The 24082-nt window shown below is 59.7% G+C and carries 23 protein-coding genes and 1 tRNA gene; 10 read left to right on the plus strand and 14 right to left on the minus strand.

Annotation, left to right across the window (positions count from 1 at the left end; genetic code table 11):
* The first annotated feature begins 116 nt into the window (after positions 1–116).
* Together AD665_RS09300 and AD665_RS09305 are read left to right on the plus strand one after the other, a co-directional pair.
* Positions 117–875, plus strand: a complete 759-nt coding sequence (locus AD665_RS09300; protein WP_024778143.1) for an SDR family NAD(P)-dependent oxidoreductase — start codon at positions 117–119, stop codon at positions 873–875.
* Between the two features lie 28 nt (positions 876–903).
* Positions 904–1209 (plus strand): YkgJ family cysteine cluster protein, encoded by a 306-nt coding sequence (locus AD665_RS09305; RefSeq protein ID WP_024778144.1) that lies wholly within the window; start codon positions 904–906, stop codon positions 1207–1209.
* A gap of 170 nt (positions 1210–1379) precedes the next feature.
* Here AD665_RS09305 and AD665_RS09310 read toward each other — a convergent pair whose 3' ends face one another.
* From AD665_RS09310 to hemA, 6 genes are all read right to left on the minus strand, one after another.
* Positions 1380–1898, minus strand: coding sequence for an acyloxyacyl hydrolase (locus tag AD665_RS09310; RefSeq protein WP_024778145.1), 519 nt, complete (start codon positions 1896–1898; stop codon positions 1380–1382).
* Between the two features lie 111 nt (positions 1899–2009).
* Positions 2010–2801: a glutamate racemase gene (gene murI, locus AD665_RS09315; protein WP_024778146.1), complete on the minus strand. Its 792-nt coding sequence runs from the start codon at positions 2799–2801 to the stop codon at positions 2010–2012.
* Positions 2794–3549, minus strand: a complete 756-nt coding sequence (locus tag AD665_RS09320) for a molybdopterin-synthase adenylyltransferase MoeB (RefSeq protein ID WP_053191890.1) — start codon at positions 3547–3549, stop codon at positions 2794–2796. The genes murI and AD665_RS09320 overlap by 8 nt, the downstream gene beginning before the upstream one ends.
* Positions 3543–4373: a peptide chain release factor N(5)-glutamine methyltransferase gene (gene prmC, locus AD665_RS09325; protein WP_053191824.1), complete on the minus strand. Its 831-nt coding sequence runs from the start codon at positions 4371–4373 to the stop codon at positions 3543–3545. Before prmC ends, AD665_RS09320 begins: the two co-directional genes overlap by 7 nt.
* Before the next feature lie 11 nt (positions 4374–4384).
* Entirely contained in the window at positions 4385–5467 is a 1083-nt protein-coding gene (prfA, locus tag AD665_RS09330) for a peptide chain release factor 1 (protein ID WP_053191826.1), read from the minus strand.
* Positions 5464–6753, minus strand: coding sequence for a glutamyl-tRNA reductase (gene hemA / locus AD665_RS09335; protein WP_024778150.1), 1290 nt, complete (start codon positions 6751–6753; stop codon positions 5464–5466). Before hemA ends, prfA begins: the two co-directional genes overlap by 4 nt.
* A 172-nt stretch (positions 6754–6925) precedes the next feature.
* On the opposite strand from hemA, the gene AD665_RS09340 reads away from it, so the two are divergent.
* From AD665_RS09340 to ychF, 8 genes are all read left to right on the plus strand, one after another.
* Positions 6926–8650, plus strand: coding sequence for a tetratricopeptide repeat protein (locus AD665_RS09340; protein WP_053191828.1), 1725 nt, complete (start codon positions 6926–6928; stop codon positions 8648–8650).
* Between the two features lie 3 nt (positions 8651–8653).
* Positions 8654–9271 carry a lipoprotein insertase outer membrane protein LolB gene (gene lolB / locus AD665_RS09345; RefSeq protein WP_024778152.1) on the plus strand — a complete coding sequence of 206 codons (618 nt, stop codon included), beginning with the start codon at positions 8654–8656 and terminating at the stop codon, positions 9269–9271.
* Between the two features lies 1 nt (position 9272).
* Complete coding sequence (gene ispE, locus AD665_RS09350) at positions 9273–10124, plus strand: 4-(cytidine 5'-diphospho)-2-C-methyl-D-erythritol kinase (RefSeq protein ID WP_024778153.1); 852 nt, start codon at positions 9273–9275, stop codon at positions 10122–10124.
* Positions 10125–10161: 37 nt separating this feature from the next.
* Positions 10162–10236 (plus strand) — tRNA-Gln (locus AD665_RS09355).
* Positions 10237–10283: 47 nt separating this feature from the next.
* The gene (locus tag AD665_RS09360) at positions 10284–11225 is read left to right on the plus strand and encodes a ribose-phosphate pyrophosphokinase (RefSeq protein WP_003205529.1); all 942 of its coding nucleotides are present in this window, start codon (positions 10284–10286) and stop codon (positions 11223–11225) included.
* Positions 11226–11362: 137 nt separating this feature from the next.
* A complete protein-coding gene (locus tag AD665_RS09365) occupies positions 11363–11965 on the plus strand; it encodes a 50S ribosomal protein L25/general stress protein Ctc (RefSeq protein ID WP_024778154.1) in 603 nt (200 codons plus the stop codon).
* A 161-nt stretch (positions 11966–12126) separates the two neighbouring features.
* The gene (gene pth / locus AD665_RS09370) at positions 12127–12711 is read left to right on the plus strand and encodes an aminoacyl-tRNA hydrolase (RefSeq protein ID WP_024778155.1); all 585 of its coding nucleotides are present in this window, start codon (positions 12127–12129) and stop codon (positions 12709–12711) included.
* Positions 12712–12732: 21 nt separating this feature from the next.
* On the plus strand, positions 12733–13833 hold the full coding sequence (ychF, locus tag AD665_RS09375; RefSeq protein ID WP_024778156.1) for a redox-regulated ATPase YchF: 1101 nt from the start codon (positions 12733–12735) through the stop codon (positions 13831–13833).
* A 152-nt stretch (positions 13834–13985) separates the two neighbouring features.
* Here ychF and AD665_RS09380 read toward each other — a convergent pair whose 3' ends face one another.
* The 8 genes from AD665_RS09380 to AD665_RS09415 form a co-directional block, all read right to left on the minus strand.
* Positions 13986–15254, minus strand: a complete 1269-nt coding sequence (locus AD665_RS09380) for a cation:proton antiporter (protein ID WP_024778157.1) — start codon at positions 15252–15254, stop codon at positions 13986–13988.
* A complete protein-coding gene (locus tag AD665_RS09385; protein ID WP_053191830.1) occupies positions 15254–16699 on the minus strand; it encodes a pyridoxal phosphate-dependent decarboxylase family protein in 1446 nt (481 codons plus the stop codon). Before AD665_RS09385 ends, AD665_RS09380 begins: the two co-directional genes overlap by 1 nt.
* The gene (locus AD665_RS09390; protein WP_053191833.1) at positions 16689–17972 is read right to left on the minus strand and encodes an ATP-grasp domain-containing protein; all 1284 of its coding nucleotides are present in this window, start codon (positions 17970–17972) and stop codon (positions 16689–16691) included. The genes AD665_RS09385 and AD665_RS09390 overlap by 11 nt, the downstream gene beginning before the upstream one ends.
* Positions 17973–17984: 12 nt before the next feature.
* Positions 17985–19313: a coproporphyrinogen-III oxidase family protein gene (locus AD665_RS09395; RefSeq protein ID WP_053191835.1), complete on the minus strand. Its 1329-nt coding sequence runs from the start codon at positions 19311–19313 to the stop codon at positions 17985–17987.
* An 11-nt stretch (positions 19314–19324) separates the two neighbouring features.
* Positions 19325–20143: an amidohydrolase family protein gene (locus AD665_RS09400; RefSeq protein WP_024778161.1), complete on the minus strand. Its 819-nt coding sequence runs from the start codon at positions 20141–20143 to the stop codon at positions 19325–19327.
* A gap of 12 nt (positions 20144–20155) precedes the next feature.
* Entirely contained in the window at positions 20156–21757 is a 1602-nt protein-coding gene (locus tag AD665_RS09405) for an NAD(P)-binding domain-containing protein (RefSeq protein WP_053191837.1), read from the minus strand.
* 150 nt (positions 21758–21907) lie between these two features.
* Positions 21908–22936, minus strand: coding sequence for a methyltransferase (locus tag AD665_RS09410; protein WP_024778163.1), 1029 nt, complete (start codon positions 22934–22936; stop codon positions 21908–21910).
* A 30-nt stretch (positions 22937–22966) separates the two neighbouring features.
* Positions 22967–24073, minus strand: a complete 1107-nt coding sequence (locus tag AD665_RS09415) for a DNA alkylation repair protein (protein ID WP_053191839.1) — start codon at positions 24071–24073, stop codon at positions 22967–22969.
* Between the last annotated feature and the right edge of the window lie 9 nt (positions 24074–24082).

Below are 24082 nucleotides of genomic sequence, written 5' to 3' on the forward strand. Positions count from 1 at the left end.
TATCCGGATGCACGCCCAGCCAGACGAGATATAGTCGGACCAGGCAGAAGGACTTTGCCTGCCGTAGACGTCCCCTACCTGTCGCGGCGTGTCGCCCCGACTAAAAGGAGTATGGAATGGGTCAGAGACCACCACGACGGTATTGGCTGACGGGCGCTGGTAACGGAGTCGGCGCTTCCTTGGCCCAGGCAATACTCGAAACCGGGGCAAACCTGGCCATCAGTTCAAGCTCGGCTCAATCCTGCGAAGCGCTCTCGGCACGTTATCCGGGCCACGTACTGACGATGCCCGGCGACTTGACCGACGGCCAGACGGTACGCGACATCACTGATCGAATCGCTCAGCAGTGGGGGGCCCTGGACACGCTGATCCTGAACGCCGGCACTACCGAGTACGTCAACAGTCAGCTCCCCGACGCGTCTCTCATCGAACACATTGTGCGCAGCAACCTGATGGTCGCAAGCCTTTGCATCGAAACAGCCTCGCCATTGCTGCGTGCCGGCACCGCGCCCCTGCTGGTGGGAATCATCAGCCCGGCAACCTCCCTGTCACCGTCCCACACCGAGGGCGGCAACGGGGCAATGCGTTATCTGTTCGAATCGGCTCGCGCCTCCGAAAACATCGACATAACGCTCGTTCGACCGGACTTCGATAACGCGCTCGGGAGCCTGGCGGACTTTCCGGCCACACCAGGGTCGGCAGACGAAGCGGCCGCCTACATCCTGAGTCAGTTGGTCGAACGCCCCCATGAAGTGCTCCTCCCTGTCACGGCCCTGACCGCGCTGTGGCCGTTACCAACACCGGGCCAGACCGCACAGGCGGACATCGATCCTTGCCAGGTAAGCGCCAGGTCACCGATCAAGGGTCGACCGTGAGCGGCCCGGTTGCCTTACACTGCGCGCCATGGAAACCATCCCTCTCGCTGACCTCACTGCACCGACCGTTACGTGCTCAACGTGCGCGGCGTGCTGCTGCCAACTGGAAGTGCTGCTGATCACCGATACCGGCGTCCCGCAACGCTTCATCGCCACGGACGATTGGGGTGGGGAAGTCATGCTGCGCCTTGATGACGGCTGGTGCGCTGCGCTGGATCGCGACAGCATGAAGTGCACCATCTACGAAAAACGCCCGCTGATCTGTCGGGAGTTCGAAATGGGAGCACCGGAATGCATTGAGGAACGCCGCGGGATCACGACGGCGTATCGGTAGAGCACGAGCGCCAACTGATCCTCTGCTATCGCGAGCAGGGGTTGGAGGGACCATCGATCTGACAGCCACCTCGAAACACTAATGTGGGAGCGAGCCTGCTCGCGATAGCGGTGGTACAGTCATCATCACAGCCAATGCCCCACCGCCGTTACAAGCGGGCTCCATCAGTATCAAAGCGGCATCGTGTAGTGCAGGGCGTAGCTTTCCACGCCATCGTTGGTCGACTTGATGCCCGCATTGGAATAGTGAGTGGCGCGAATGCCCACTTCATGTCCGCCAGTGAAGCGCAGGCCGAAGCCGATGCGATCTTCGAACTGGAAAGCGGTACCGAGCTTGTTATCTTCCACCTCGGTCTTGTCGAACAGCGCAACGCCCACACCGGCCTCGATGTAAGGTTTCACGTTCTCACCGGAAAATTCATACACGAAGACGGGCGAAAACGACAGGCTATGGTTACTGGACGTCTTATCCCCTTCCCAGTAGGTGTAGGCACCGCTCCAGTAGCCGGTCAGACGACCTACGTCGCTTTGCCACCAACTCTTGTCCCAATCGAATTGCATCCCCAGACGATAAGTCATGGTCGAGTCGCTGGTCTGGCCGACCCCGAACTCCACACCCGCAGCCTGTGCGGTGTAGGTGTGCCCCAGCAATGCAGCCGCAAATGCGGCAAAGCAGAATAAGCGCTTCATTAGAAACATCCTTTTCCGACGAACATAGTTAGTTTTTTGTTACAGGCAAAGCTATAGAAATCCGCGCTAGAACAGAAGTTCAGCAGCATTTACGGAATTTTCACATTTTGCTTACAGATTGAAGCTTCGCACAAGGCCAGACGAATGCCATAGCGTCGGTAGGATATTTCTTAAATGTGTCGGATCAGCACTACTCCAGAATTGAGTTTCGCTGGCCGGCCCCTCTGCCAACAACCCACGTTCGGCCAGCAGGCGCTGAAGTTGTCGAGCCACGGCTGCGCCCGTGTCGATCAGGCTGATGTGATCCGGGATCATTTGCTTGAGCAACGGTCTGAGGAACGGATAGTGCGTGCAACCCAGGATCAGCGTATCGCAGCCGGCTGCCAGCAATGGATCAACGTAATGTTTCAGCAACTGATGCAAGGCCGGACTCTGCAAGTCACCTGCCTCAATCAGCTCCACCAGCCCGGGACACGGTTGAGTGATGACCTGTACATCGGTGGCGAAACGGTCGAGCAAGGCGGCGAACTTGGCACTCTGCAAAGTACCAGTGGTGGCCAGTACGCCGACAATGCCACTGCGGGTAGCGGCGGCGGCCGGCTTGACGGCCGGCTCCATGCCGACGATAGGCCAGTGGGGAAAGTCGCGACGCAAATCAGCCACCGCAGCGACCGTCGCGGTGTTGCAAGCCACCACCAACGCCTTGGCACCCTGGCCGAGGAGAAAATCGGCAATGATCGCGCAGCGCTGTCGGATGTATTCCGGCGTTTTCTCGCCGTAGGGAATATGCCCGCAGTCAGCGACGTACAACAGCGATTCGTTCGGCAGCAGCCGACGAATTTCCCCCAGCACCGACAATCCGCCGACACCCGAGTCGAGCACGCCGACCGGCGCCTCACTCATGTGGGTCACCACAGACACTGCACGCCGGGTCACGCTTGACCCGCAATTCGCGGAACCGCGTACCCAAGGCATCGATCAACAACAGGCGCCCCACCAACGGCTCACCAAAACCGGCCAGCAGCTTCAAGGCTTCAAGGGCTTGCAGACTGCCCACCAAGCCCACCAACGGCCCAAGCACCCCTGCTTCGCTGCAGGTCAACTCGGCCTCGCTGCCGTGGCCGTAGAGGCAGTGATAGCAAGGGCTTTCGGGACGACGGGGATCGAACACCGAAAGCTGGCCCTCGAGACGGATCGCCGCACCGCTGACCAGCGGCTTGCCCGCCGCGACACACGCCGCGTTGACCGCCGTGCGCGTCGAGAAATTATCGGAACAGTCCAGCACCAGATCCACCGCCGCCACAGCCACGGCCAAGCTGTCTTCGTCCATGGCCGCCGGATGAGGCACCAGTCGAACCTCGGGGTTGATCGCCGCAAGGCGACGCATGGCCGAATCGACCTTGCTCAGGCCGACGCTGTCGGTGTCGTGGATGATCTGGCGTTGCAGGTTGGTCAGGTCGACCGTGTCGAAGTCTGCCAGGTGCAGCTCGCCAACGCCCGCGGCGGCCAGATAGAGCGCCACCGGCGCACCGAGGCCACCAAGACCGACGATCAACGCACGACTCTGTTTGAGGCGCAACTGGCCGCCGATGTCCACCTGTTGCAGCAGTATCTGCCGACTGTAGCGCAACAACTCCTGATCGTTCAGCACGGCAGGCACCCCAGGCTGATGCGTTCATGGCCGCCCAGGTCCTTGCGACTGTGGACCTCGGAAAAACCCTGGATTTGCAACAGATCCCGCACCGCACCGGCCTGATCGTAACCGTGCTCGAGCATCAACCAGCCGCCCGGCGCCAGGTGATCCGGTGCCTGGGCGATGATTTCGCGCAGATCATCGAGCCCATCCTGGCCCGCGACCAATGCACTGGAAGGTTCGAAACGCACGTCGCCTTCGGCCAGGTGCGGATCGGCGGCGGCAATATAAGGCGGGTTGCTGATGATCAACTCGAAACGCTCGCCATCCAAAGCAATGAACCAGTGACTGCTCAGCACCGTGACGTTGACCAGGCCCAGGCGCTGGCGATTGCGTTCGGCCAAGGCGACGGCCTCCAGCACCCGGTCGACCGCCGTGACCTTCCAGGCTTGACGCTCGCTGGCCAGGGCCAGGGCAATCGCGCCGCTGCCGGTGCCCAGATCCAGAACCCTGGCCGCAGCGGCCGGCAACAAGGCCAGCGCGGTTTCCACCAGCAACTCAGTGTCCGGACGCGGGATCAGGGTATGGGGCGCGACTTCCAGGTCGAGCTTCCAGAAGCCCTGCTGCCCCAGGATATAGGCCACCGGCTCACCGGAGCGACGCCGATGCAGATATTCGGAAAACAGCAGGGCGGCCTCGCTTGGCACGATCCGCTCGGGCCAGGTGTGCAGGAAGCTGCGGGACTTGCCCAGCGCAGCCGCCAGCAGTAACTCGGTATCCAGTTTTGGCGTGGGTGAATCCGGCAACTCGGCGGCACGTAGCAGACTGGCGATGATGGTCATGTGTTCACCTTTTATTCGCCAATCGCGGCCAGTTGATCGGCCTGATATTCGGCCAGCAGCGGTTCGATCACCGCATCGACACCGCCGGCCAGGATTTCATCCAGGGAATACAAGGTCAGGTTGACCCGGTGATCGGTGACCCGGCCCTGGGCAAAGTTGTAGGTGCGGATGCGCTCGGAACGATCCCCCGAGCCCACCAGCAACTTGCGCTCGCTGGCGATGGCACTGGCCGCGGCGCTGGTCTGCTGGTCATTGAGCTTGGCCGACAACCAGGCCATGGCGCGGGCCCGGTTCTTGTGTTGGGAGCGCTCTTCCTGACACTCGACCACGATGCCCGAAGGCAAGTGGGTGATGCGGATCGCCGAGTCGGTCTTGTTGACATGCTGTCCGCCCGCGCCGGAGGAACGGTAGGTGTCGATCCGCAGGTCCGCCGGGTTGATCTCGATGGCTTCCTGTTCGTCCGGCTCGGGCAATACCGCCACCGTGCAGGCCGAGGTATGAATGCGCCCCTGGGATTCGGTGGCCGGCACACGCTGTACACGGTGGGCGCCTGATTCGAACTTCAGCTTGCCGTAGACGTTGTCGCCTTCGACCCTGGCGATGACTTCCTTATAGCCGCCATGCTCCCCTTCGTTTTCCGACAGGATCTCCACGCGCCAGCCACGCCGCTCGGCGTAGCGCGAGTACATGCGAAACAGGTCGCCGGAGAAGATCGCCGCCTCATCGCCGCCGGTACCGGCACGGATTTCCAGAAAGACGTTCCGCCCGTCGTTAGGATCCTTGGGCAGCAGCATGCGTTGCAGATTGCTTTCAAGTTCGACCAACTGCTCCTTGGCCTCGCGCACTTCCAATGCCGCCATTTCCCGCAGGTCCGGGTCGCTGTCCTTGAGCAGCGCCTGGGCACCGGCGAGGTCGTCCTGCACTTTGAGCAACTGTTTATAGGTGGCGACAATCGGCTCGACTTCCGCGTACTCCTTGGAATAGGTGCGGAATTTGTTCTGGTCGGAAATGACTTCGCCATCGCCCAGCAAGGCGGTCAGTTCTTCGAAGCGGTCCTGGAGGGTGTCCAGTTTATTGAGCAGTGACGCTTTCATTGCGATTTCTTATCCGAAAAGCTATCCGGTGAACCCTCACCGAGGGCAAAGAGTTCCTGGGCCATGGCCAGTGCATCGAGGCGACCCTCGGCAGTCAGTTTCTTGAGCTGGACACTGGGGGCGTGGAGCAATTTATTGGTCAGGCCACGGGCCAGTTGCACCAGCACCTCTTCGGCGCTGCCGCCGTTGGCCAGCAGGCGCTGGGCCTTTTGCAGCTCTTCATCGCGCAAGCGCTCGCTCTGCTGACGATAGGCCTTGAGCACATCCACCGCAGCCAGCTCGCGCAGGCGCACCATGAAGTCCTCGGCGCCGATGGTGATCATTTCTTCCGCCGCCTGGGCCGCGCCCTGCCGGCTCTTGAGGTTCTCGGCGACCACTTCGTGCAGGTCATCGACGCTATAGAGGTACACGTCGTCCAGCTCGCCGACTTCCGGCTCGATGTCCCGGGGTACGGCAATGTCCACCATGAAGATCGGCTTGTGCTTGCGCAGCTTCAGGGCGCTTTCCACCGCGCCCTTGCCCAGGATCGGCAACTGGCTGGCGGTGGAACTGATGACGATGTCGCTGTGTACCAACTCGGCCGGGATATCCGAGAGCAGCACCGCGTGGGCGCCGAACTGTTCGGCCAGGGTACTGGCTCGCTCCAGGGTCCGGTTGGCGACGACAATGCGCTTGACCCCCAGGTCGTGCAGATGGCGGGCAACCAGGGTGATCGTCTCGCCGGCGCCGATCAGCAGCGCCTGGCTGCGTTGCAGATCGCTGAAAATCTGTTTTGCCAGGCTGACGGCGGCAAACGCCACGGACACCGGGTTCTCGCCAATGGCGGTGTCGGTACGTACCTGCTTGGCGGCATTGAACGTGGCCTGGAACAGCCGCCCGAGCAGCGGGCCGACCGTACCGGCTTCGCGGGCCACGGCATAGGCCGACTTCATCTGGCCGAGGATCTGCGGCTCGCCCAGCACCAGCGAATCGAGCCCGGAGGCGACGCGCATCATGTGACGAACGGCCGCATCGTCTTCATGCACATAGGCACTGGCGCGTAGCTCTTCAAGGCTCAGGTTGTGATATTCGGCCAGCCAGCGCAGCACGGCATCGACCGAAACATGATCCTGTTCTACATAGAGTTCGCTGCGATTGCAGGTAGAGAGGATCGCAGCCTCACGGCTCTCTGTAAGCCGGCAGAGCTGCTGCAGGGCCTCCACCAGCTGCTCAGGCGTAAAGGCCACGCGCTCGCGGACGTCTACTGAAGCAGTCTTGTGGTTGATACCAAGTGCAAGGAAGGCCATTCAAGGTCGCTGATGGTGACGTGAAGCCGGCAATTGTCCTACTTCGCCAGATCCAGAACAACCACTGCATCTCTATCGCCCTCCCTCGCTTCGTAAATCGACGGGGCGGTTATGTTTGACCGAAGGCTTGTGTCATGATGATCCGACCGCAGGTTAGTCGTCCTCTTCCTATATGAATAGATCTTCCGCGTTGCTCCTCGCTCTTGCCTTGCTCAGCGGCTGCCAATCCATGGCCCCCGTTTCGACGGACGGTACGCCGCCGGTCGAAGACAGCACGCAGGCACCTGAAAAACCCAAGGTCTACGGCTCGTTCAGCGAAGAAACCATCTTCAGCCTGTTGAGCGCCGAACTGGCAGGCCAGCGCAATCGCTTCGACATTGCGCTGGACAACTACGTGACCCAGGCCATCAATACCCAGGACCCGGGCATCTCAGAGCGGGCGTTCCGCATCGCCGAATACCTGGGGGCCGACCAGGCCGCGCTGGATACCGCGCTGATCTGGGCCCGCAACGCCCCGGACGACCTCGAAGCGCAACGCGCCGCCGCCGTACAACTGGCCCGCGCCGGGCGTTACGACGATTCCATGACCTATATGGAGAAAGTCCTGCAGGGCAAGGGTGATACCCATTTCGACTTCCTTGCCCTATCGGCTGCCGATACGGACCAGGAAACCCGCGGCGGCCTGATGAAGAGCTTCGACCGCTTGTTGGAACGCCATCCGAACAACGGACAGTTGATTTTCGGCAAGGCCTTGTTGCTGCAACAGGATGGCGATGCCCAGGGCGCCCTCACCCTGCTGGAAGACAACCCGCCGGAAGCCGGCGAGGTGGCGCCGATCCTGCTGCGCGCTCGACTGCTGCAAGGCTTGAACCGCGGCGACGAAGCACTGCCGTTGCTGGAAAAAAGCATCAGGAAGTATCCGGACGACAAGCGCCTGCGCCTCACCTACGCCCGCATGCTGGTGGAAAACAACCGCATGGACGATGCCAAGGTGGAGTTCTCCAGCCTGGTCCAGCAGTACCCCGAAGACGACGAATTGCGTTACTCCCTGGCACTGGTCTGCCTGGAAGCCAAGGCCTGGGACGAGGCCAGGGGCTATCTGGAAGACCTGATCGCCCGGGAAAGCCATGTCGATTCGGCGCACCTGAACCTGGGGCGCATTGCCGAAGAACGCAACGACCCGGAAAGCGCGCTGATCGAGTATGCCCAGGTCGGCCCGGGCAATGACTACCTGCCGGCACAGTTGCGCCAGGCCGATATCCTGATCGGCAATGGCAAGACTGCCGAGGCCCAGAGTCGCCTGGCCGTACAACGCGACGCCCAGCCGGACTACGGCATTCAGCTGTACCTGATCGAAGCCGAGACGCTGTCGGCCAACAATCAGAGCGACAAGGCCTGGAACGTGCTGCAACAGGCCTTGAAGCAATACCCGGACGATCTGAACCTGTTGTATACCCGAGCCATGCTGGCGGAAAAACGCAACGACCTGGCCCAGATGGAAAAAGACCTGCGCCTGATCATCCAGCGCGACCCCGACAACGCCATGGCCTTGAATGCCCTTGGCTATACCCTGTCGGACCGCACCACCCGCTATGCCGAAGCCAAGGTACTGATCGAGCAGGCCCACCAGCTCAACCCGGAAGACCCGGCGGTGCTCGACAGCCTCGGCTGGGTGAATTTCCGCCTGGGTAACCTCGACGAAGCCGAACGCCTGCTGCGCCAGGCCCTGGAGCGCTTTCCCGATCAGGAAGTCGCCGCTCACCTGGGCGAGGTCCTGTGGACCGCCGGAAAACAGCGTGAGGCCCGGCAGATCTGGAGCAAGTTCCTCAAGGACCAGCCCGACAGCCCCATCCTGCGCGGTACCATCAAACGCCTGACCGGATCAGAGACCCTTTAAGACATGTTTTTGCGCCACTTCATCGTTTTCAGCTTCATCGCCCTGCTCGCCGGCTGTGCGGGCTTCGGCGCCCGCGAATCCGTCCAGGGCCATGGAAATCCGGCCCAGTGGCGTGAACACAAGGCACAGCTGAGCGGCCTCGATGGCTGGCAGATCGACGGCAAGATCGGCATCCGCGCGCCGAAGGATTCGGGCAGCGGCACACTGTTCTGGCTGCAGCGCCAGGACTACTACGACATCCGCCTGTCCGGCCCGCTGGGACGCGGCGCAGCGCGCTTGACCGGTCGACCGGGGCAGGTTTCGCTGGAAGTCGCCAACCAGGGCCGCTACGAAGCCCCCACGCCCGAAGCCCTGCTTGAAGAGCAGTTGGGCTGGAAATTGCCGGTTTCCCACCTGACCTGGTGGGTGCGCGGGCTGCCGGCGCCGGACAGCAAAAGCCGCCTGACCCTCGACGCCGACAGCCGCCTGTCCAACCTGGAACAGGACGACTGGCAGATCGAATATCTCAGCTATGCCCAGCAGAACGGCTACTGGCTGCCCGAGCGGATCAAGCTGCACGGCAGCGACCTCGATGTCACGCTGGTGATCAAGCAATGGCAGCCGCGCAAGCTGGGGCAATGACATGACTGCTGCCCGCCTGACCCTGCCCTCCCCAGCCAAGCTCAACCTGATGCTGCACATCCTGGGTCGTCGTCCGGACGGATATCACGAGCTGCAAACGATCTTCCAGTTCCTGGACTACGGCGATGAAATCACCTTCGCAGTACGCGAGGACGGTGTCATTCGCCTGCACACCGAGTTCGAAGGCGTTCCCCACGACAGCAACCTGATCGTCAAGGCTGCAAAAAAAATCCAGGAGCAATCCGGTTGTTCGTTGGGCATCGACATCTGGATCGAAAAAATCCTGCCCATGGGCGGCGGTATCGGTGGCGGCAGCTCGAATGCGGCAACGACCCTGCTCGGGCTCAATCACCTGTGGCAGCTCGATTGGGACGTCGACCGCCTGGCGGCGCTGGGCCTGACGCTAGGGGCTGACGTGCCGGTTTTCGTGCGTGGCCACGCGGCTTTTGCCGAAGGCGTAGGGGAGAAACTCACGCCCGTCGAGCCCGAAGAACCCTGGTACCTGGTGCTGGTACCGCAAGTCTCTGTAAGTACAGCAGAAATTTTTTCAGATCCACTGTTGACACGTAACTCTCCTCCCATTAAAGTGCGCCCCGTTCCCAAGGGAAACAGTCGAAATGACTGCTTACCGGTGGTAGCAAGGCGTTACCCAGATGTTCGTAACGCATTGAATTTGTTAGGTAAATTTACCGAAGCAAAACTCACCGGAACTGGAAGTTGTGTGTTTGGGGGCTTCCCAAGCAAAGCTGAAGCTGATAAAGTCTCGGCCCTTCTGACAGAGACCCTTACAGGGTTTGTAGCGAAAGGAAGCAACGTTTCGATGTTGCATCGCAAGCTGCAAAGTCTGCTCTAAAAGGAATCGAGTGCTGGGCACTCGCAGCAACAGATACAGGGGCGTCGCCAAGCGGTAAGGCAGCAGGTTTTGATCCTGCCATGCGTTGGTTCGAATCCAGCCGCCCCTGCCATTTTCCTATACTCATCCAGGTATACCCTCAGCCTTCAGGTACTGCGCGTGTCCAAGATGATGGTCTTTACGGGGAACGCCAACCCCGATCTGGCTCGGCGTGTCGTACGTCAGCTGCATATCCCTCTCGGTGACATTTCTGTCGGTAAGTTCTCCGACGGCGAAATCACTGCCGAGATCAATGAAAACGTTCGCGGTAAAGACGTCTTCATTATTCAGCCGACTTGCGCTCCGACCAACGATAACCTGATGGAACTCGTCGTGATGGCTGATGCCTTCCGCCGTTCCTCGGCTACTCGTATCACTGCTGTTATTCCCTACTTTGGTTATGCCCGTCAGGATCGCCGTCCGCGTTCCGCGCGTGTGGCTATCAGCGCGAAAGTCGTGGCTGACATGCTCACCGTCGTCGGCATCGATCGTGTGCTCACGGTTGACCTGCATGCTGACCAGATCCAGGGTTTCTTCGATATTCCCGTGGACAACATCTACGGCTCCCCGGTCCTGGTGGATGACATTGAAGATCAGCGCTTCGAGAACCTGATGATCGTGTCCCCGGACATTGGTGGCGTCGTGCGTGCACGGGCGGTTGCCAAATCCCTGGGCGTGGATCTGGGTATCATCGACAAACGCCGTGAGAAAGCCAATCACTCCGAAGTGATGCATATCATCGGCGACGTCGAGGGGCGCACCTGTATCCTGGTTGACGACATGGTCGACACCGCAGGCACCCTGTGCCACGCGGCCAAGGCCCTGAAAGAGCATGGTGCTGCCAAGGTCTTTGCCTACTGCACACACCCTGTGCTGTCGGGTCGGGCAATCGAGAACATTGAAAATTCCGTGCTGGACGAGCTGGTGGTGACCAACACCATTCCGCTGTCCGCTGCCGCACAAGCCTGTGTACGTATCCGTCAACTGGATATCGCACCGGTGGTTGCAGAAGCGGTTCGCCGCATCAGCAATGAAGAATCGATCAGCGCGATGTTCCGCTAAGGGCCCTGCCCTTACATGACATCCCGTTGACGAAAAGCGCCCCGCCCCAACACTCATGTTGGGGCGGGGCTTTTTTGCCCATCCGCTTTGACGTCGGTCGCAGACGTCACCCGGAATGGCTATTTTGGAGATACAAAATGACTGATTTCATCCTGAACGCCCAAGCGCGTACCGACCTGGGGAAAGGTGCGAGCCGCCGCCTGCGTCGTCTCGCCAGCCAGGTTCCTGCCGTTGTATACGGTGGTGACAAGGCCCCTGAGTCCATCACCATGCTGGCCAAAGAAGTGGCCAAGCTGTTCGAAGACGAGGCTGCTTTCAGCCACGTAATCGAGCTGAACGTTGATGGCAAGAAGCAGAACGTCATCGTTAAAGCGATGCAGCGTCACCCGGCCAAGCAGTTCATCATGCACGCCGACTTCATTCGCGTCGTGGCTGGCCAGAAACTGACCGCTACCGTTCCAGTGCACTTCATCAACGAAGCTGCTCCGGTCAAGAAAGGCGGCGAAATCTCGCACGTGACTTCCGAGCTGGAAGTTTCCTGCCTGCCGAAAGACCTGCCTGAATTCATCGAAGTCGACCTGGCTGACGCAGAAGTCGGCACGATCATTCACCTGTCTGACCTCAAGGCCCCTAAAGGCGTTGAGTTCGTTGCCCTGGCACACGGTGATGACAAGGCTGTAGCCAACGTCCACGCTCCACGTGTTGCTCCAGAAGCTACCGAAGAAGGCGCAGCAGAGTAATTTCACTCTGTCGCCGGAGTGACCGGAAAACATCGCGGACTGGAACGTAGCGAGACAGCGGGCGGTAACGCGAAGTTTACTTAACGGTAGATCCGCATTGTTCGTCCACTGTCGCTACATCTGATCGCGACGTTATCCACACTCCAGGAAGGGCCCCTATCGTGACTGCCATCAAACTGATCGTTGGCCTGGGAAATCCAGGCACCGAATACGAACAGACCCGGCATAACGCAGGGGCCCTTTTTGTTGAGCGCATCGCGCACGCACAAGGCGTCAGCCTGGCGGCCGATCGCAAGTATTTCGGCCTGACCGGACGTTTCTCGCATCAAGGTCAGGATGTTCGCCTGTTGATTCCCACCACCTACATGAACCGCAGCGGCCAGGCCGTGGCGGCATTGGCCGGTTTCTTCCGCATAAAGCCTGAAGAAATCCTGGTGGCCCACGACGAACTCGATCTGCCTCCGGGCGTTGCCAAGCTCAAGCAGGGCGGCGGCCATGGCGGTCACAATGGGTTGCGCGACATCATCGCGCAGCTGGGTAATCAGAATACCTTTTACCGCCTGCGGCTTGGCATCGGCCACCCGGGCGTAGCCAGCATGGTTTCAAATTTTGTCCTGGGTCGCGCGCCTCGCGCCGAACAGGAAAAACTCGATGCCAGCATCGACTTTGCCCTCGGCGTGCTGCCGGATATCCTCGCCGGTGAATGGAACCGCGCGATGAAAAACCTGCACAGCCAGAAGGCCTGACTCTTACCGAGGGGAAACACCATGGGATTCAATTGCGGCATCGTCGGCCTGCCTAACGTCGGCAAGTCCACCCTGTTCAACGCCCTGACCAAATCCGGTATCGCGGCTGAGAACTTCCCCTTCTGCACCATCGAGCCGAACAGCGGTATCGTGCCGATGCCGGATTCGCGCCTGGACGCACTGGCGGCCATCGTCAACCCCAAGCGCATCCTGCCGACCACCATGGAGTTCGTCGACATCGCGGGCCTCGTGGCCGGTGCCTCCAAAGGTGAAGGCCTGGGCAACAAGTTCCTGGCCAACATCCGCGAAACCGACGCCATTGCCCACGTGGTGCGCTGCTTTGAAGACGAGAACGTGATTCACGTCTCCAACAGCGTCGACCCGAAGCGTGACATCGAGATCATCGACCTGGAACTGATCTTTGCCGACCTCGACAGCTGCGAGAAGCAACTGCAGAAAGTCGCCCGCAACGCCAAGGGTGGCGACAAGGACGCAGTGGTCCAGAAAGGCCTGCTGGAGCAATTGATCGCTCACTTCACCGAAGGCAAACCTGCGCGCAGCCTGATGAAGAACATGAGCACCGATGAAAAATTGGTGATCAAAGGCTTCCACCTGCTGACCACCAAACCGGTCATGTACATCGCCAACGTCGCCGAAGACGGTTTCGAGAACAACCCGCACCTGGACGTGGTCAAGGCCATCGCCGAAGAAGAAGGCGCCGTAGTGGTTCCGGTCTGCAACAAGATCGAAGCGGAAATCGCCGAGCTGGACGACGGCGAAGAGAAAGACATGTTCCTCGAAGCCCTGGGCCTTGAAGAGCCTGGCCTGAACCGTGTGATCCGCGCTGGCTATGAAATGCTTCACCTGCAGACCTACTTCACCGCCGGTGTCGAAGAAGTCCGTGCCTGGACCGTGCGTGTCGGTGCCACCGCACCGCAAGCCGCTGGCGTGATCCACACCGACTTCGAAAAAGGCTTCATCCGTGCCGAAGTGATCGCCTACAACGACTTCATTCAGTACAAGGGTGAAGCGGGCGCCAAGGAAGCCGGTAAATGGCGCCTGGAAGGCAAGGAATACATCGTCAAGGATGGCGACGTGATGCACTTCCGCTTTAACGTCTGAACCGCGCATAGCCTAAGGAGATTCCGTAGATTACCTCGGACTCCTGAAGAACCCGTGAAAGCCCCGAATTTCGGGGCTTTCTCGTTTCTATACCGAAGTCACCGCAATCGAGGTCGAAACGGAGGCGCGGCAAGACCTCATCCCTGGATGATCTAGGAATACTGCCCCACCGGCTGGACTGAAGCCGAGCGACCACTGTACTTCTGGATGGCATTGAGCAACGGCGAGGTGATCAGCGTTGAAACCAGAGCCATGATGACCAGAATTGAAAACAGCTGGGGCGGCATCAAGCCAAGGCTGTGGGCGATATTCAGCACCACTAGCTCCATGAGGGCACGCGTATTCAGCAGCGTGCCGATTTTCAAGGAGTCGGTCATTGAGAACCCCGCCAGCCTGGCGGCCAAGGTGCAACTGAGCCCCTTGCTCAAGCAAGCGCATAAGACCCACACAAAGCACCAAAGAATGTCCTGAGCAGTCACCATGGAGCCAATTTCAACTTTCATACCGGTGTAGAAGAAGAAAATCGGTACCAGGACGATGTTCACGAAAGGGCGCATCCGCAGGTTCCACTGCTCAAGCAAGGCTTTGCATTGATACAACGCGGTGCCCACCAGAAAGCCACCAACAACGGCGAACACCCCCAACCATGCGGTAATGACTGCGGTCACGAACACCCCGCCGATTATCGCGCCAAAGTGCGTATCGCTCAGCACGGCGGCATGCTGAGTATCAGCCTGCAGGCGTTTGATCAGCCAAGGACGCACATAGCGGAAGAACACCACCAGGAACAGCGCAATAGCCGCCAGTTTGAGCAGCGTCTGCGCCGCGCCTTGACCGCTGGTGAACACCACCACCGCCCCCAGGGCAATCCAGCCGATCAGGTCGTTGATCCCAGCCGCGGCAATCGCGGTCACTCCTGTCTCGCTGTTTTCCATCTTCAGCTCCAGGAGAATGCGACCAAGGATGGGCAGCGCGGTGATGGAGAAGGAGATACCGCAGATCAGCATCAACCCCAACAGATCAGGAACCGGGTAGTAGTGGGCATAGATGAAGGCGCAGAACATCCCGGTCAGATAAGGGATCGGAATGCCCAGTAAGGTGATCCAGCCCAGGGCCCGCTTGAGACGACGCTCGCGCAGCAGCTCGAAATCGAACTCCATGCCGATCTGGAACATCATCAGCACGATGCCCAACTGGGACATGACCGTCAGTACCTGTCCGGCGTTGGCATGCAGATACGCGCCGCCCTGCGGCCACAGTCCCCCCAGAAGTGCACCAAGAACGATGCCGCCAGTGATTTCACCCACAGCAAGGGGTTGACCAAAGCGCTGAGCGATTTTACCGGCAACCTGGCTGCAAAGGATGATGACGACCAACGCCGCCAACACAATGACTAGTAAGTTTTCGTGGGAATTGTTCATTACAAGATCCTAGGTAGCGAGAAGCCAAGTTCGTGCACCAGCCCGTCCAGGGCACGCTTGAACCGTTCCATGTCCAGCGTGGAGGTTTGATAGTTACTGATGGCAACGCGGATATAAACCTCGCCTTTCCACTCCAGCACGCTGGGGTAAGCCAGGTTTCGCTGCTGACAAAGAACAACCAGACGAGCCACACTTTCGGCATTGGCAGTCACAGGCCGAAAAGCGACCACCGGCATGATTTGCTGATCGGGTATCAAGCAATAAGCTGGATCGGCGCTCAGCAGCGCCCGCAAGTGCGCCGTTGCGCCGGTCATATTCCTCAGCAACTGCCGATAACCCTCCAGCCCCAGATGCTGCAGCAGGCACCACACGCCCAATGAACGAAATTGGCGAGTGCCATAGAGGTTCATCTTGAAAGTGTCGAGCTCACCACGTTCCTCCCAGTAAGGTCCGCCGGCCCAGAAACTGCTACCCAGCATCTCGCCGTTACGCACCAGCAGGCACCCGACGCCGAAGGAGGCGAACATCCACTTGCAAGGATCAAAGGTGATGGAATCCGCATCGTTCAATCCCTGCATGTGACGCCGGGCCTCGGGCAACGCCGCCAGCGCCAGCCCGGCGGCACCGTCAATGTGGAACCAGGCGTTGTAGCGGCGAGCCAGCTCGCCGATGCGCCGCAACGGATCAATCGCCCCGGTTGCAGTGGTACCCAGGACGCCGATCAGGCACATCGGCGTGTAGCCGAGCGCAACGTCATGGGCCAGTCGCTGCTCCAGTTGCTCCGGGAGCAAGGCGCCCTGCTCATCGGTGTCGATTTCCACCAGCGCATCCGCGGCAAAACCCAGCACGTCCAGGGCCTTGGCAATGGAGAAGTGCCCCTCTCTGGACATGTAGATCCGTGCCCCCGGGCCGTCGGCCCGATGCGTCTGCGGATGCTGGCGGTGCATCTGCTCGCGGGCCAACTTGAGCCCGATCAGATTGGCCAACGTACCACCCCCGGTGAATACCCCGCCGGGCAGACGCCCGACAACCGGGTCGAGGCCAAACAGCGAACGCAGGGCGTGCAGCACCTCGACCTCGACCATGGTCGCCGATGGCCCTGCACGCCAGGCCCCGGGGGTCTGATTCAGCGCACTGCCGAGGAAGTCCCCCAGCACCGCAGCAGGGTGAGGTCGCGGCGAAATATAACCGAAGTACAACGGGTGGCTGACGTTGCAGAGACCCTGCTGCATCAGCTCCACGGCCTGCGCCAGGGTATCGTCCAGCGACTGACCGTGTTCGGGCATCGCGGTTGGATCTTGGATTCGGGCGGCAACCGAATCGCTTGCGGACCATAGGGGGAACTGCTCGGGCGCATCCTGGACGCTGGCAAACAACTCCAACACCCGCTTGCCCGCGGCGAGAATGTGCGAGTTGACGCCCAACTCCAGCGGCTCAGCAGTCATGAGCTACCTCCTGCGCCACAACCTGCAACCGAACCTGCTGCTGAATACCTTGGTGAATCTCCAGCAGTGCCTCACGACTCTCTCCCGCCAGAAGGTAATAACAGTAGTGGGGCTGAGCAGAGTCCGGCATGGCCTGCACCCAATCACCGGGACGGGCGAGTACCACCAACTCACGCAACTCCGCCAGTTGCTCAAAGATCTGCATGCCTTCGACAGCGAGCAACGTCCCGCTGGCTTCGATCACTACACCGCCAAACAACACCGCACCATACTCCCCCGCCGCTGCGGGCAATGGCATCTGTTCCAGAAGCAGGCGAACCTGAGCGGCATACACGTCGACTCCGCTCAACAGCTCAATGGTCTGCGCGGTGAAGCCGCCCCCAGGGCGCAACCCCGCTTCAAGTACCCGGGGCACGCCATGCTGATAGCGGATTTCGACGTGGGCGGCACCCTGGGTCAGGCCTAGCGCCCGCGCAGCGCGCACCGCAAGCTGACCAATCGAATGCTCCTGCTCGGCTCCCAGCGACGTGGGCCAGACAGAGGCCGATTCAGCAAAGTAAGGTCCTTGCCCGCCTTCTTTCTCCAACACCGCCAGAACCTGATCCGTACCGTCGGGCCGCAACAACAGATCGACGCTGACTTCCCGTCCTTCACAAAAGCTCTGGGCAATCAACTGGAGACTGCTATGACCGTAGGCAAAGCGATTACGGTCCTTGAGGGGATCTACATCAGTCGTCTGCTTGATCAGCTCATGCAGTGTCGCAAGGGCTTGCCGATACTGATGTTCGTCACCGACTGCAATCACGCCCTGGCTGTTCATCGAGTCGCTGAGCTTGACTACCACCCGTGACCCAAGCCGCTGGCAGACCTGCTCCCAAGGGGTTTCCAGGGTCAACGGCAGCGTCGCCGGCACCGGTACGCCCTGCGTTTCCCACAACAACGCGGCCAGGTACTTATTGCGACTGCAGACAGCCGTGGCTACCGACATGCCCGGCAGGCCCAGATACTCGGATAACTGGGCGGTCGCCACTACCGTGCCCTCATTGACAGGCAACAGGGCACTGAAAGGATGCGCCGCGTGGTACTCGGCCGCGGCACTGAACAGAGCATCCGTCGGCCACAACGGCACCTGCAGTACAGCCTCGACCGCCGGGTGTTCAGCCAGAGCCCGTCCGTTGCCGATCAACACTACCCGATAACCCGCGGCGCCCAGACAATCCAGCAATCTCCGGCTGGGATAGGCATGAATAACGCCAATACGATGTGCTGACATGATATCCCTTCCTTAGAATGAGCCGGTCCGTGCACCCGGTTTGTGCTCCAGTACCGTCAGCACCTGCCCGCCAACCTGCCGCTGGGTGGCTTCGAACAAGTCGGTGGTCATGTTGTTGGTCCATAGACGACCACGCTGGGACACCTCGAACGCATCCGCAGTCTCCGAGAGCAGGCCATGTTCGATCCAATTGGCAATGAGCTCGGGGTTGACCGTGGCCAACGCACGCTCGTTGGCCTTGTCCAGGCGCAGGAACTTGGGAAACATCACCGCACCACGGTTTTCTGGACGATCCAGCGCTACCGAGCTTTTCTCGATGCTCGGCAGCCCCTGCTCGATGGCGTCCATATACTTGTTGACGTTGCTGTGCTTCATGTAGCTGAAGCCGTCCACATAACCCCGGGCCGATGAGCCTACGGCCAGCGTCTCGGCACGATGTTCACCATTGCCGCCGCCCCAGAGCAGGCGGAAGTACTCACAGACCTTTGCCTTACGGGTATAAATCTGGTCGGCGACATTGGCATAGCCAGCCTCGGCCAAGCGGTGGCGCAACTGCTCGAACAGCGCGAGCATGATTTTCTCCGAAGGCTTGGCTGGAATGCTGCCCTCTTCCATCTGGCGCTTGAACTTCGGCGGGAACGCGAAGTAGTGCAGATTGTAGTAATCGATGCTGTCAAAACCGTCGTCGATCAGTCGTGTCAGGTCACGATCCAGAGAAGCCAAGGTCTGCCCCGGCAGGTTGTACATCATGTCGACATTGATTTCATCGAAGCCGAATCGCCGTCCTTGCTCACGGACATTGGCTACATCGTCCAGAGTGGCGGCGATGTTGAAGTGCTTGCGCAACTCCGGATCGTAAGTCTGCAAGCCGAAGCTGATGCGCTGTACGCCTTCGTTCTTGAGAATCTCAAGCCGGTAGGGATCGCCCAGGGTCTTGGGCTCGCCTTCAAAGGAAATCTCGGCGTCGGCGTCGAGGCTGAAGCTCTCTCTGATAGCGTTGAAAATCCGCTGCAGTTGCTCGGGCGACAGCACAGAAGGCGAACCGCCACCGAAATACACGGCCCGCAGTTTGCTGGAGCGGCCGCGCGCGCTGGCCGCCTCAGCGCGGATGTCCTGGCACAGGGCGTTGGTGTAGCGCTCATAGACGGTAGTGTCCTTGTCGACTCGCACATGAAACGGACAGAACCGGCACATGTCCTGGCAGTACGGAATATGCACATAGAGCAGGGTTTCCACCCCAGCGGCCACCGGACTCTCGAAGACCTGGGGCAGACGCTGATGCACAGCGTCCCCCAGTAGCGGATAGAAGTAATAGGTCAGCGGATAATAGGCCTCGTACATGGAGTTTCCCCTTATCCCGCCAACACTTGATCAGCGTTTCCACTAAGCACGGCTTGCAACAGTTCGCGATCGAAGCCGGCATCGAGAATCTTCTGGCACACCGCCGAGTAGCTGCCGCATACCGGCAGATCGGAACCAAACAGCACTTTGCTATGCACCGCCGGACGCTCGTGCAGCCAGTCCACCAGTACCTCGGCCGGAACCAGAGCGGTGTCCAGATACACTCCCGGATAACGAACGGCCATTTCCAGCGCCTCGTCGTACCAGGTGGGCTTGCCGCCATGCGCAAAGATCACCTTGAGTCGCGGGAAAGTTTCCACCAGGCGACGAAAATCCCCCGGCCGGATGAACTTCTGCTCGGTGTCGCGCTGCGCAGTAAGGCCGGTGTGGAACATGATGGGCTGGCCGACCTCGGCACACATTTCATAAACCGCCATCATCGAGTCGAGGTACGGATCAAACCCATGGTCGGCGGGGTAAAACTTGTAGCCCTTGATCCCGCGCTCGAAATCCTTGTGCCATTCCTGGAGTGGATCAGCGTGGTGCAACGGATTGATATTGCCGAACGGCACAAAGAATGGATCGTTGCCACAGAAGTCCAGAATCAACTGGCTATCGATGGAAAAATTGGTTCCCGGCCCGCACTCTGCGAGGATCACCGCACGCACCGCACCGCGCTCTTGAAGATAAGCCTTCAACGCCGACGGATTGGAAAATATTTCACGAACATCGACCCCTTCCTCAAAAGGAAACTTGGTCAACAGGCCCTGAATATCGTCACGCAGCAGCGAGAACTTTCCGGCGTGAACATGGAAGTCTACGAAGTTCATTATTAATTCCCTTTAAAATGTCGAAATCACGTTCCACAGTTTCTGAGCGTCCACAGCTGGACTACGGTGCTCTACCGGCAATTGCTTCGACAGGAACTCCAACAGCGGCTCGATGTGTTCTGCCTCACGCCACTCAGCGGCCAGGTCTTCAATAGTGTGATGCTCTGCCAACAACTTTCCATCGCGGTAGTGCCGGACAATCGGGTGCAGGAAGTTCGAATCTTCAGCGCGCTTGATATTCTCCCTGGCAATGCGCGAAACATTGAACGGATTGTCAAACTTGCGCTGGCCAAACTCCAGGGTCAGGGTCATATACTCATCAGCGGCAAAGCGTTGCGCGATGTAGTCCTGGGGCAGTTCCAAGTGCCAGCTCAAGCGTTGTTGCTGCCGATCAATCAGCATCACATCCTGCAGGAAACCCGGCTGCTGCCAGAGTGCCGAAGACTGGTTGACCCGTTCGATTATGCGCTCGCATGTCGGCGCCACCTGCAACTCATGGGTCACCTGCGGTAAGGCGATACCATCGTAGCGCTCCAACAGCAGTTGGCACAGGGTGCGCACGTTGTAACGGAAGCCGTGGATGAACCCCGACATGTACTTCTTGTAGTCAAGGTACTGCATCAGGGTGCCGGCAAAATAAAGATCGGGAATATTCTGTGACTGCCAATCCGCCCGCTGCGCGGGTAGACGGCCCCGGGAGCACAACTCAGGGCGGCAAGACTCGTCAAACATCGAATCGTCGAAGCGAAATCCGGTACAGGCAATCACGCGATCGTATTCGATGACTTCCTGTTCGCCCTCGGCGTGCTGGTAACCGAAGTAGGCCTTGAACTTGTCGCCGTCGCGCTCGATGCGATGCAGTTCTACATCGAGGATCGCGTTCTGTGATTTAAGCTGGTACGTATCGAGCAGGTTGTTGTTGACCGCGCGCAAATGCCCCACGTAATGGGTCGACCAGGCCATGCGCAATGGATTCGGGCTCGCCACGTGGATCATCGCTGCATGCTCCATCAGTGCATCGGCAGTCTCGAAGCCAGAGTTACCCTTGCCCAGGATCAGCACTTTCTTGTTGGTCAACGGCACCGGGTCGATGTCCATATCAACATAGTGCTCAGCGTGTTCGATCCCCTCGATGTCCGGCAGCCAAGGCAGATGCACGCCTGTCGCGACAATCAGCACACGGGCCCGCAGTTCCTCGCCCGTGGACAAGGTGACGATGAAGTCCTGATCGCGACGCACGTTCACCACAGCGCTATCGGTACGCACGTTAAGCTGATGTTCCTTGGCAAAACCATCCAGATAACGCGGCATGTCATCGGCATCGGGAAAATAACGTTGGCTGTAGTCGGTGAACCGAGCCGCAGTGCTTTCGCTGCTTAACAGCGAGTTCCAGTCCCAACGCAAGTTAATTTCAGGATCGGAATAACCGGTATGGACTTTATTGATTGAGATCAACTTCCTGTGTCGTGGAAATCGTTCAAATGAAGTGCCGGCGCGACGTCCGCTCTCTACAATCAAATAATCACGCCCTTGTTGCTGCAAGCAATGACCGGCCTGCAGCCCTCCCGGACCAGCGCCAATAACCAGGTATCCATACGTCTTCTTAGCGGACATTTAAACTCTCCTTATGTTTCACTTAGTGCCAGGAACAGCGCGCACGTAGACGTCCACGCTATTACGATGCGGGATAAATTAGTTTCTCAGATCAACAACAAAACTGGCCTGACGGCCACGGACTTACATCAAAGCTGAACCGGCTTGGAATTATAGATAACCAATGACCGCATGTTTCTCGCCGCTGGACCTGATCACTTGGGTGCGAGTAAAACCGGCCTCATGTAATAGCGCTTGAAACTGGGTCTCCGTGCGGTGTTGCCCACCGGTCTCCAAGAGCATCGCCAGGTCCTGCATCACTGCCGCAAACGGCTCGGCGCCTGATGCTTCCAACAAGCGATCGAGCACCAGCACTCGTCCTCCGGGATTCAACGCTTGGCGAACCCGGCGCAATAGCTGTAGAGATTGCTCGTCGTTCCAGTCAGAGAGAATGAACCCCAAGGAGTAGGCATCCGCGTGGGGCAACTCACCGGACCAGAAGTCACCCGGCACAAAGCTGACCCTGGAAGCCAACCCCACCTCACTGATCCGCGCCAGGCAATGGGGCTCCACAGCAGGCAGGTCGAATACCACTGCGCTGAGCTCGGCATGCCGTTGCGCGGCAGCGATGGCGAAGGTACCGATGCCGCCCCCCAAGTCGACCAGGCTCGATACGTCGTCCACCACCCTCAGCTTCACCAACTCTGCTGACGGCTCGCGGCTGAGGTTCCACATTGCATCATGGAATGCAGCGCCACGGTCCTCGGCCAACAGATAGTCGAAGGGGGCCGACGCGTCTTGCGCCAGTTTCGCCCATTGCGCCTGGCCGCTGCCCACGGCATCGCCTAGGTGGCGAAACAGCGGCAGAGTGTTGCTGTCAAAGTGTTCGAGCAAAGGTCCCAGGTACTGTGCCGACTGAGGATCCAACGCGCCGTGGGCGGATGCCGACAGTCGATAGCCGCCTGCCTGCTCCTCGACCAGCCCCCAGGCAACCGCGCCGCGTAAAAACCGCTCCAGTGTGGCGCCGTCCAGTCCCAGTGAGTCTGCCAGAGCGTCTGCCCCCGGCCCCGCATCAGCGCTGGCAAGCGCCCGGAAAATCCCCAGTCGATGCCCCTGCAGCAGAATTGCGCTGCCCATGAAGCCATAGAGCGCCAGGCTTACGGGATCGAGGACCTTCTCGCCCCTTGGTGGTACTACCATATCAACCTCCCTGTCCAATTGATGGAGTGATTAAACGCCCAGCTCGAAGGAGCCTTGGGCCACGACTTGCCCATTAATGATCAGATGCACCTCATGTGCGCCGGGGTAGTAACTTCTCAGCGAACTGCTTTCGATACTGTGATCGCGCTGCAGCTTCACCGTCCCCTTGACCAACTTCTGGCGCTTGCTCCACTTGAATACACGACGGTTGATCTGGCCTCGGGCGCCCGGCGCGAGAATGGCGTAGTCGATCATCAGCCCATGCTCGCAGGTGCTGTCGATCTGGATATCGCAGTCCAGAGAAATACGCTCTCCAGATTTGATCTGCGAAGGCCCGACCTGGAAGTGCTTGATCTGCACCGGCGCGGCCATGGAATACCCAAGCAGCTCCAGCGCCCGGCTGTCACCGCGACGCGCCAAGGTTCGCAGCGAATGGCGGATGATCCAATCGGTGTGCGGCCCACGCGCCTCGACCTGCCAACGCTCCAGCACATCGAGCACAGCGCCGGGATGATCCTTGCTGATGTCATTGAGGTTGTTTGCCACTGAGCGACGTACGTACTCGCTGCGATCGCTGCGCAGAAGCTCCAATAAAGCCAGGACCGGCGCCGGGTCAACCAACAGGCTCGGCACCCGCGTGGCCCACGGCAGGCGCGGACGCGTGCCCTCGGAAACCAGCCTGCGCACATCGTTGCTGTCATCGCTGGCCCAGCCGGCCAGCACCTGCAATGTAGGCTCCGGATAGGCATCCAGATAAGGCCGGATGGCGAACTCGCCAGTGAAGTGCTGAGTCACCTTCCTGATCGCTTGCATGGCGGCATCAAAGTGCTCTAGACCGCGGGTTTCGAAAATATCCGCGATCACCCACACAGGGAACCCGGTCATGCGACCAAAGCGGGTCCCGGGGATCGGATCAAGCATCCTGACCAACACCTGGGCCGCCGACACAAACTCCAGACCCAACCCCTCCCAGAGGGCGTTAGCCATGGCCTTCACTCGTGCCTTCATCTCCAGCGGCCCCAGGTCCGCCGGCAACGAGGCGCTATAACGCTGCTGATCGAAGCCCTCTAGCAGCGCGGCAGCGCGACCGCCCAACTCGACGCCAAGCGGATGATCGAAGTAATCCTTGAAGTCCATGACATATCC

Origin of the sequence: Pseudomonas corrugata (assembly GCF_001269905.1) — a bacterium.
In the GTDB taxonomy this organism is placed as follows: Bacteria; Pseudomonadota; Gammaproteobacteria; order Pseudomonadales; family Pseudomonadaceae; genus Aquipseudomonas; species Aquipseudomonas corrugata.

Excerpts from the sequence above, each read along its gene's own strand:
- prfA (WP_053191826.1), bottom strand. The coding sequence starts at position 5,467 with ATGAAAGCGTCACTGCTCAATAAACTGGACACCCTCCAGGACCGCTTC.
- AD665_RS09410 (WP_024778163.1), bottom strand. The coding sequence starts at position 22,936 with ATGGTAGTACCACCAAGGGGCGAGAAGGTCCTCGATCCCGTAAGCCTG.
- AD665_RS09340 (WP_053191828.1), top strand. The coding sequence starts at position 6,926 with ATGAATAGATCTTCCGCGTTGCTCCTCGCTCTTGCCTTGCTCAGCGGC.
- AD665_RS09395 (WP_053191835.1), bottom strand. The coding sequence starts at position 19,313 with ATGTACGAGGCCTATTATCCGCTGACCTATTACTTCTATCCGCTACTG.
- AD665_RS09305 (WP_024778144.1), top strand. The coding sequence starts at position 904 with ATGGAAACCATCCCTCTCGCTGACCTCACTGCACCGACCGTTACGTGC.
- ychF (WP_024778156.1), top strand. The coding sequence starts at position 12,733 with ATGGGATTCAATTGCGGCATCGTCGGCCTGCCTAACGTCGGCAAGTCC.
- murI (WP_024778146.1), bottom strand. The coding sequence starts at position 2,801 with ATGAGTGAGGCGCCGGTCGGCGTGCTCGACTCGGGTGTCGGCGGATTG.
- AD665_RS09365 (WP_024778154.1), top strand. The coding sequence starts at position 11,363 with ATGACTGATTTCATCCTGAACGCCCAAGCGCGTACCGACCTGGGGAAA.
- prmC (WP_053191824.1), bottom strand. The coding sequence starts at position 4,373 with ATGACCATCATCGCCAGTCTGCTACGTGCCGCCGAGTTGCCGGATTCA.
- AD665_RS09405 (WP_053191837.1), bottom strand. The coding sequence starts at position 21,757 with ATGTCCGCTAAGAAGACGTATGGATACCTGGTTATTGGCGCTGGTCCG.
- hemA (WP_024778150.1), bottom strand. The coding sequence starts at position 6,753 with ATGGCCTTCCTTGCACTTGGTATCAACCACAAGACTGCTTCAGTAGAC.
- AD665_RS09400 (WP_024778161.1), bottom strand. The coding sequence starts at position 20,143 with ATGAACTTCGTAGACTTCCATGTTCACGCCGGAAAGTTCTCGCTGCTG.
- lolB (WP_024778152.1), top strand. The coding sequence starts at position 8,654 with ATGTTTTTGCGCCACTTCATCGTTTTCAGCTTCATCGCCCTGCTCGCC.
- AD665_RS09380 (WP_024778157.1), bottom strand. The coding sequence starts at position 15,254 with ATGAACAATTCCCACGAAAACTTACTAGTCATTGTGTTGGCGGCGTTG.
- AD665_RS09390 (WP_053191833.1), bottom strand. The coding sequence starts at position 17,972 with ATGTCAGCACATCGTATTGGCGTTATTCATGCCTATCCCAGCCGGAGA.
- AD665_RS09385 (WP_053191830.1), bottom strand. The coding sequence starts at position 16,699 with ATGACTGCTGAGCCGCTGGAGTTGGGCGTCAACTCGCACATTCTCGCC.
- AD665_RS09310 (WP_024778145.1), bottom strand. The coding sequence starts at position 1,898 with ATGAAGCGCTTATTCTGCTTTGCCGCATTTGCGGCTGCATTGCTGGGG.
- AD665_RS09415 (WP_053191839.1), bottom strand. The coding sequence starts at position 24,073 with ATGGACTTCAAGGATTACTTCGATCATCCGCTTGGCGTCGAGTTGGGC.
- AD665_RS09300 (WP_024778143.1), top strand. The coding sequence starts at position 117 with ATGGGTCAGAGACCACCACGACGGTATTGGCTGACGGGCGCTGGTAAC.
- ispE (WP_024778153.1), top strand. The coding sequence starts at position 9,273 with ATGACTGCTGCCCGCCTGACCCTGCCCTCCCCAGCCAAGCTCAACCTG.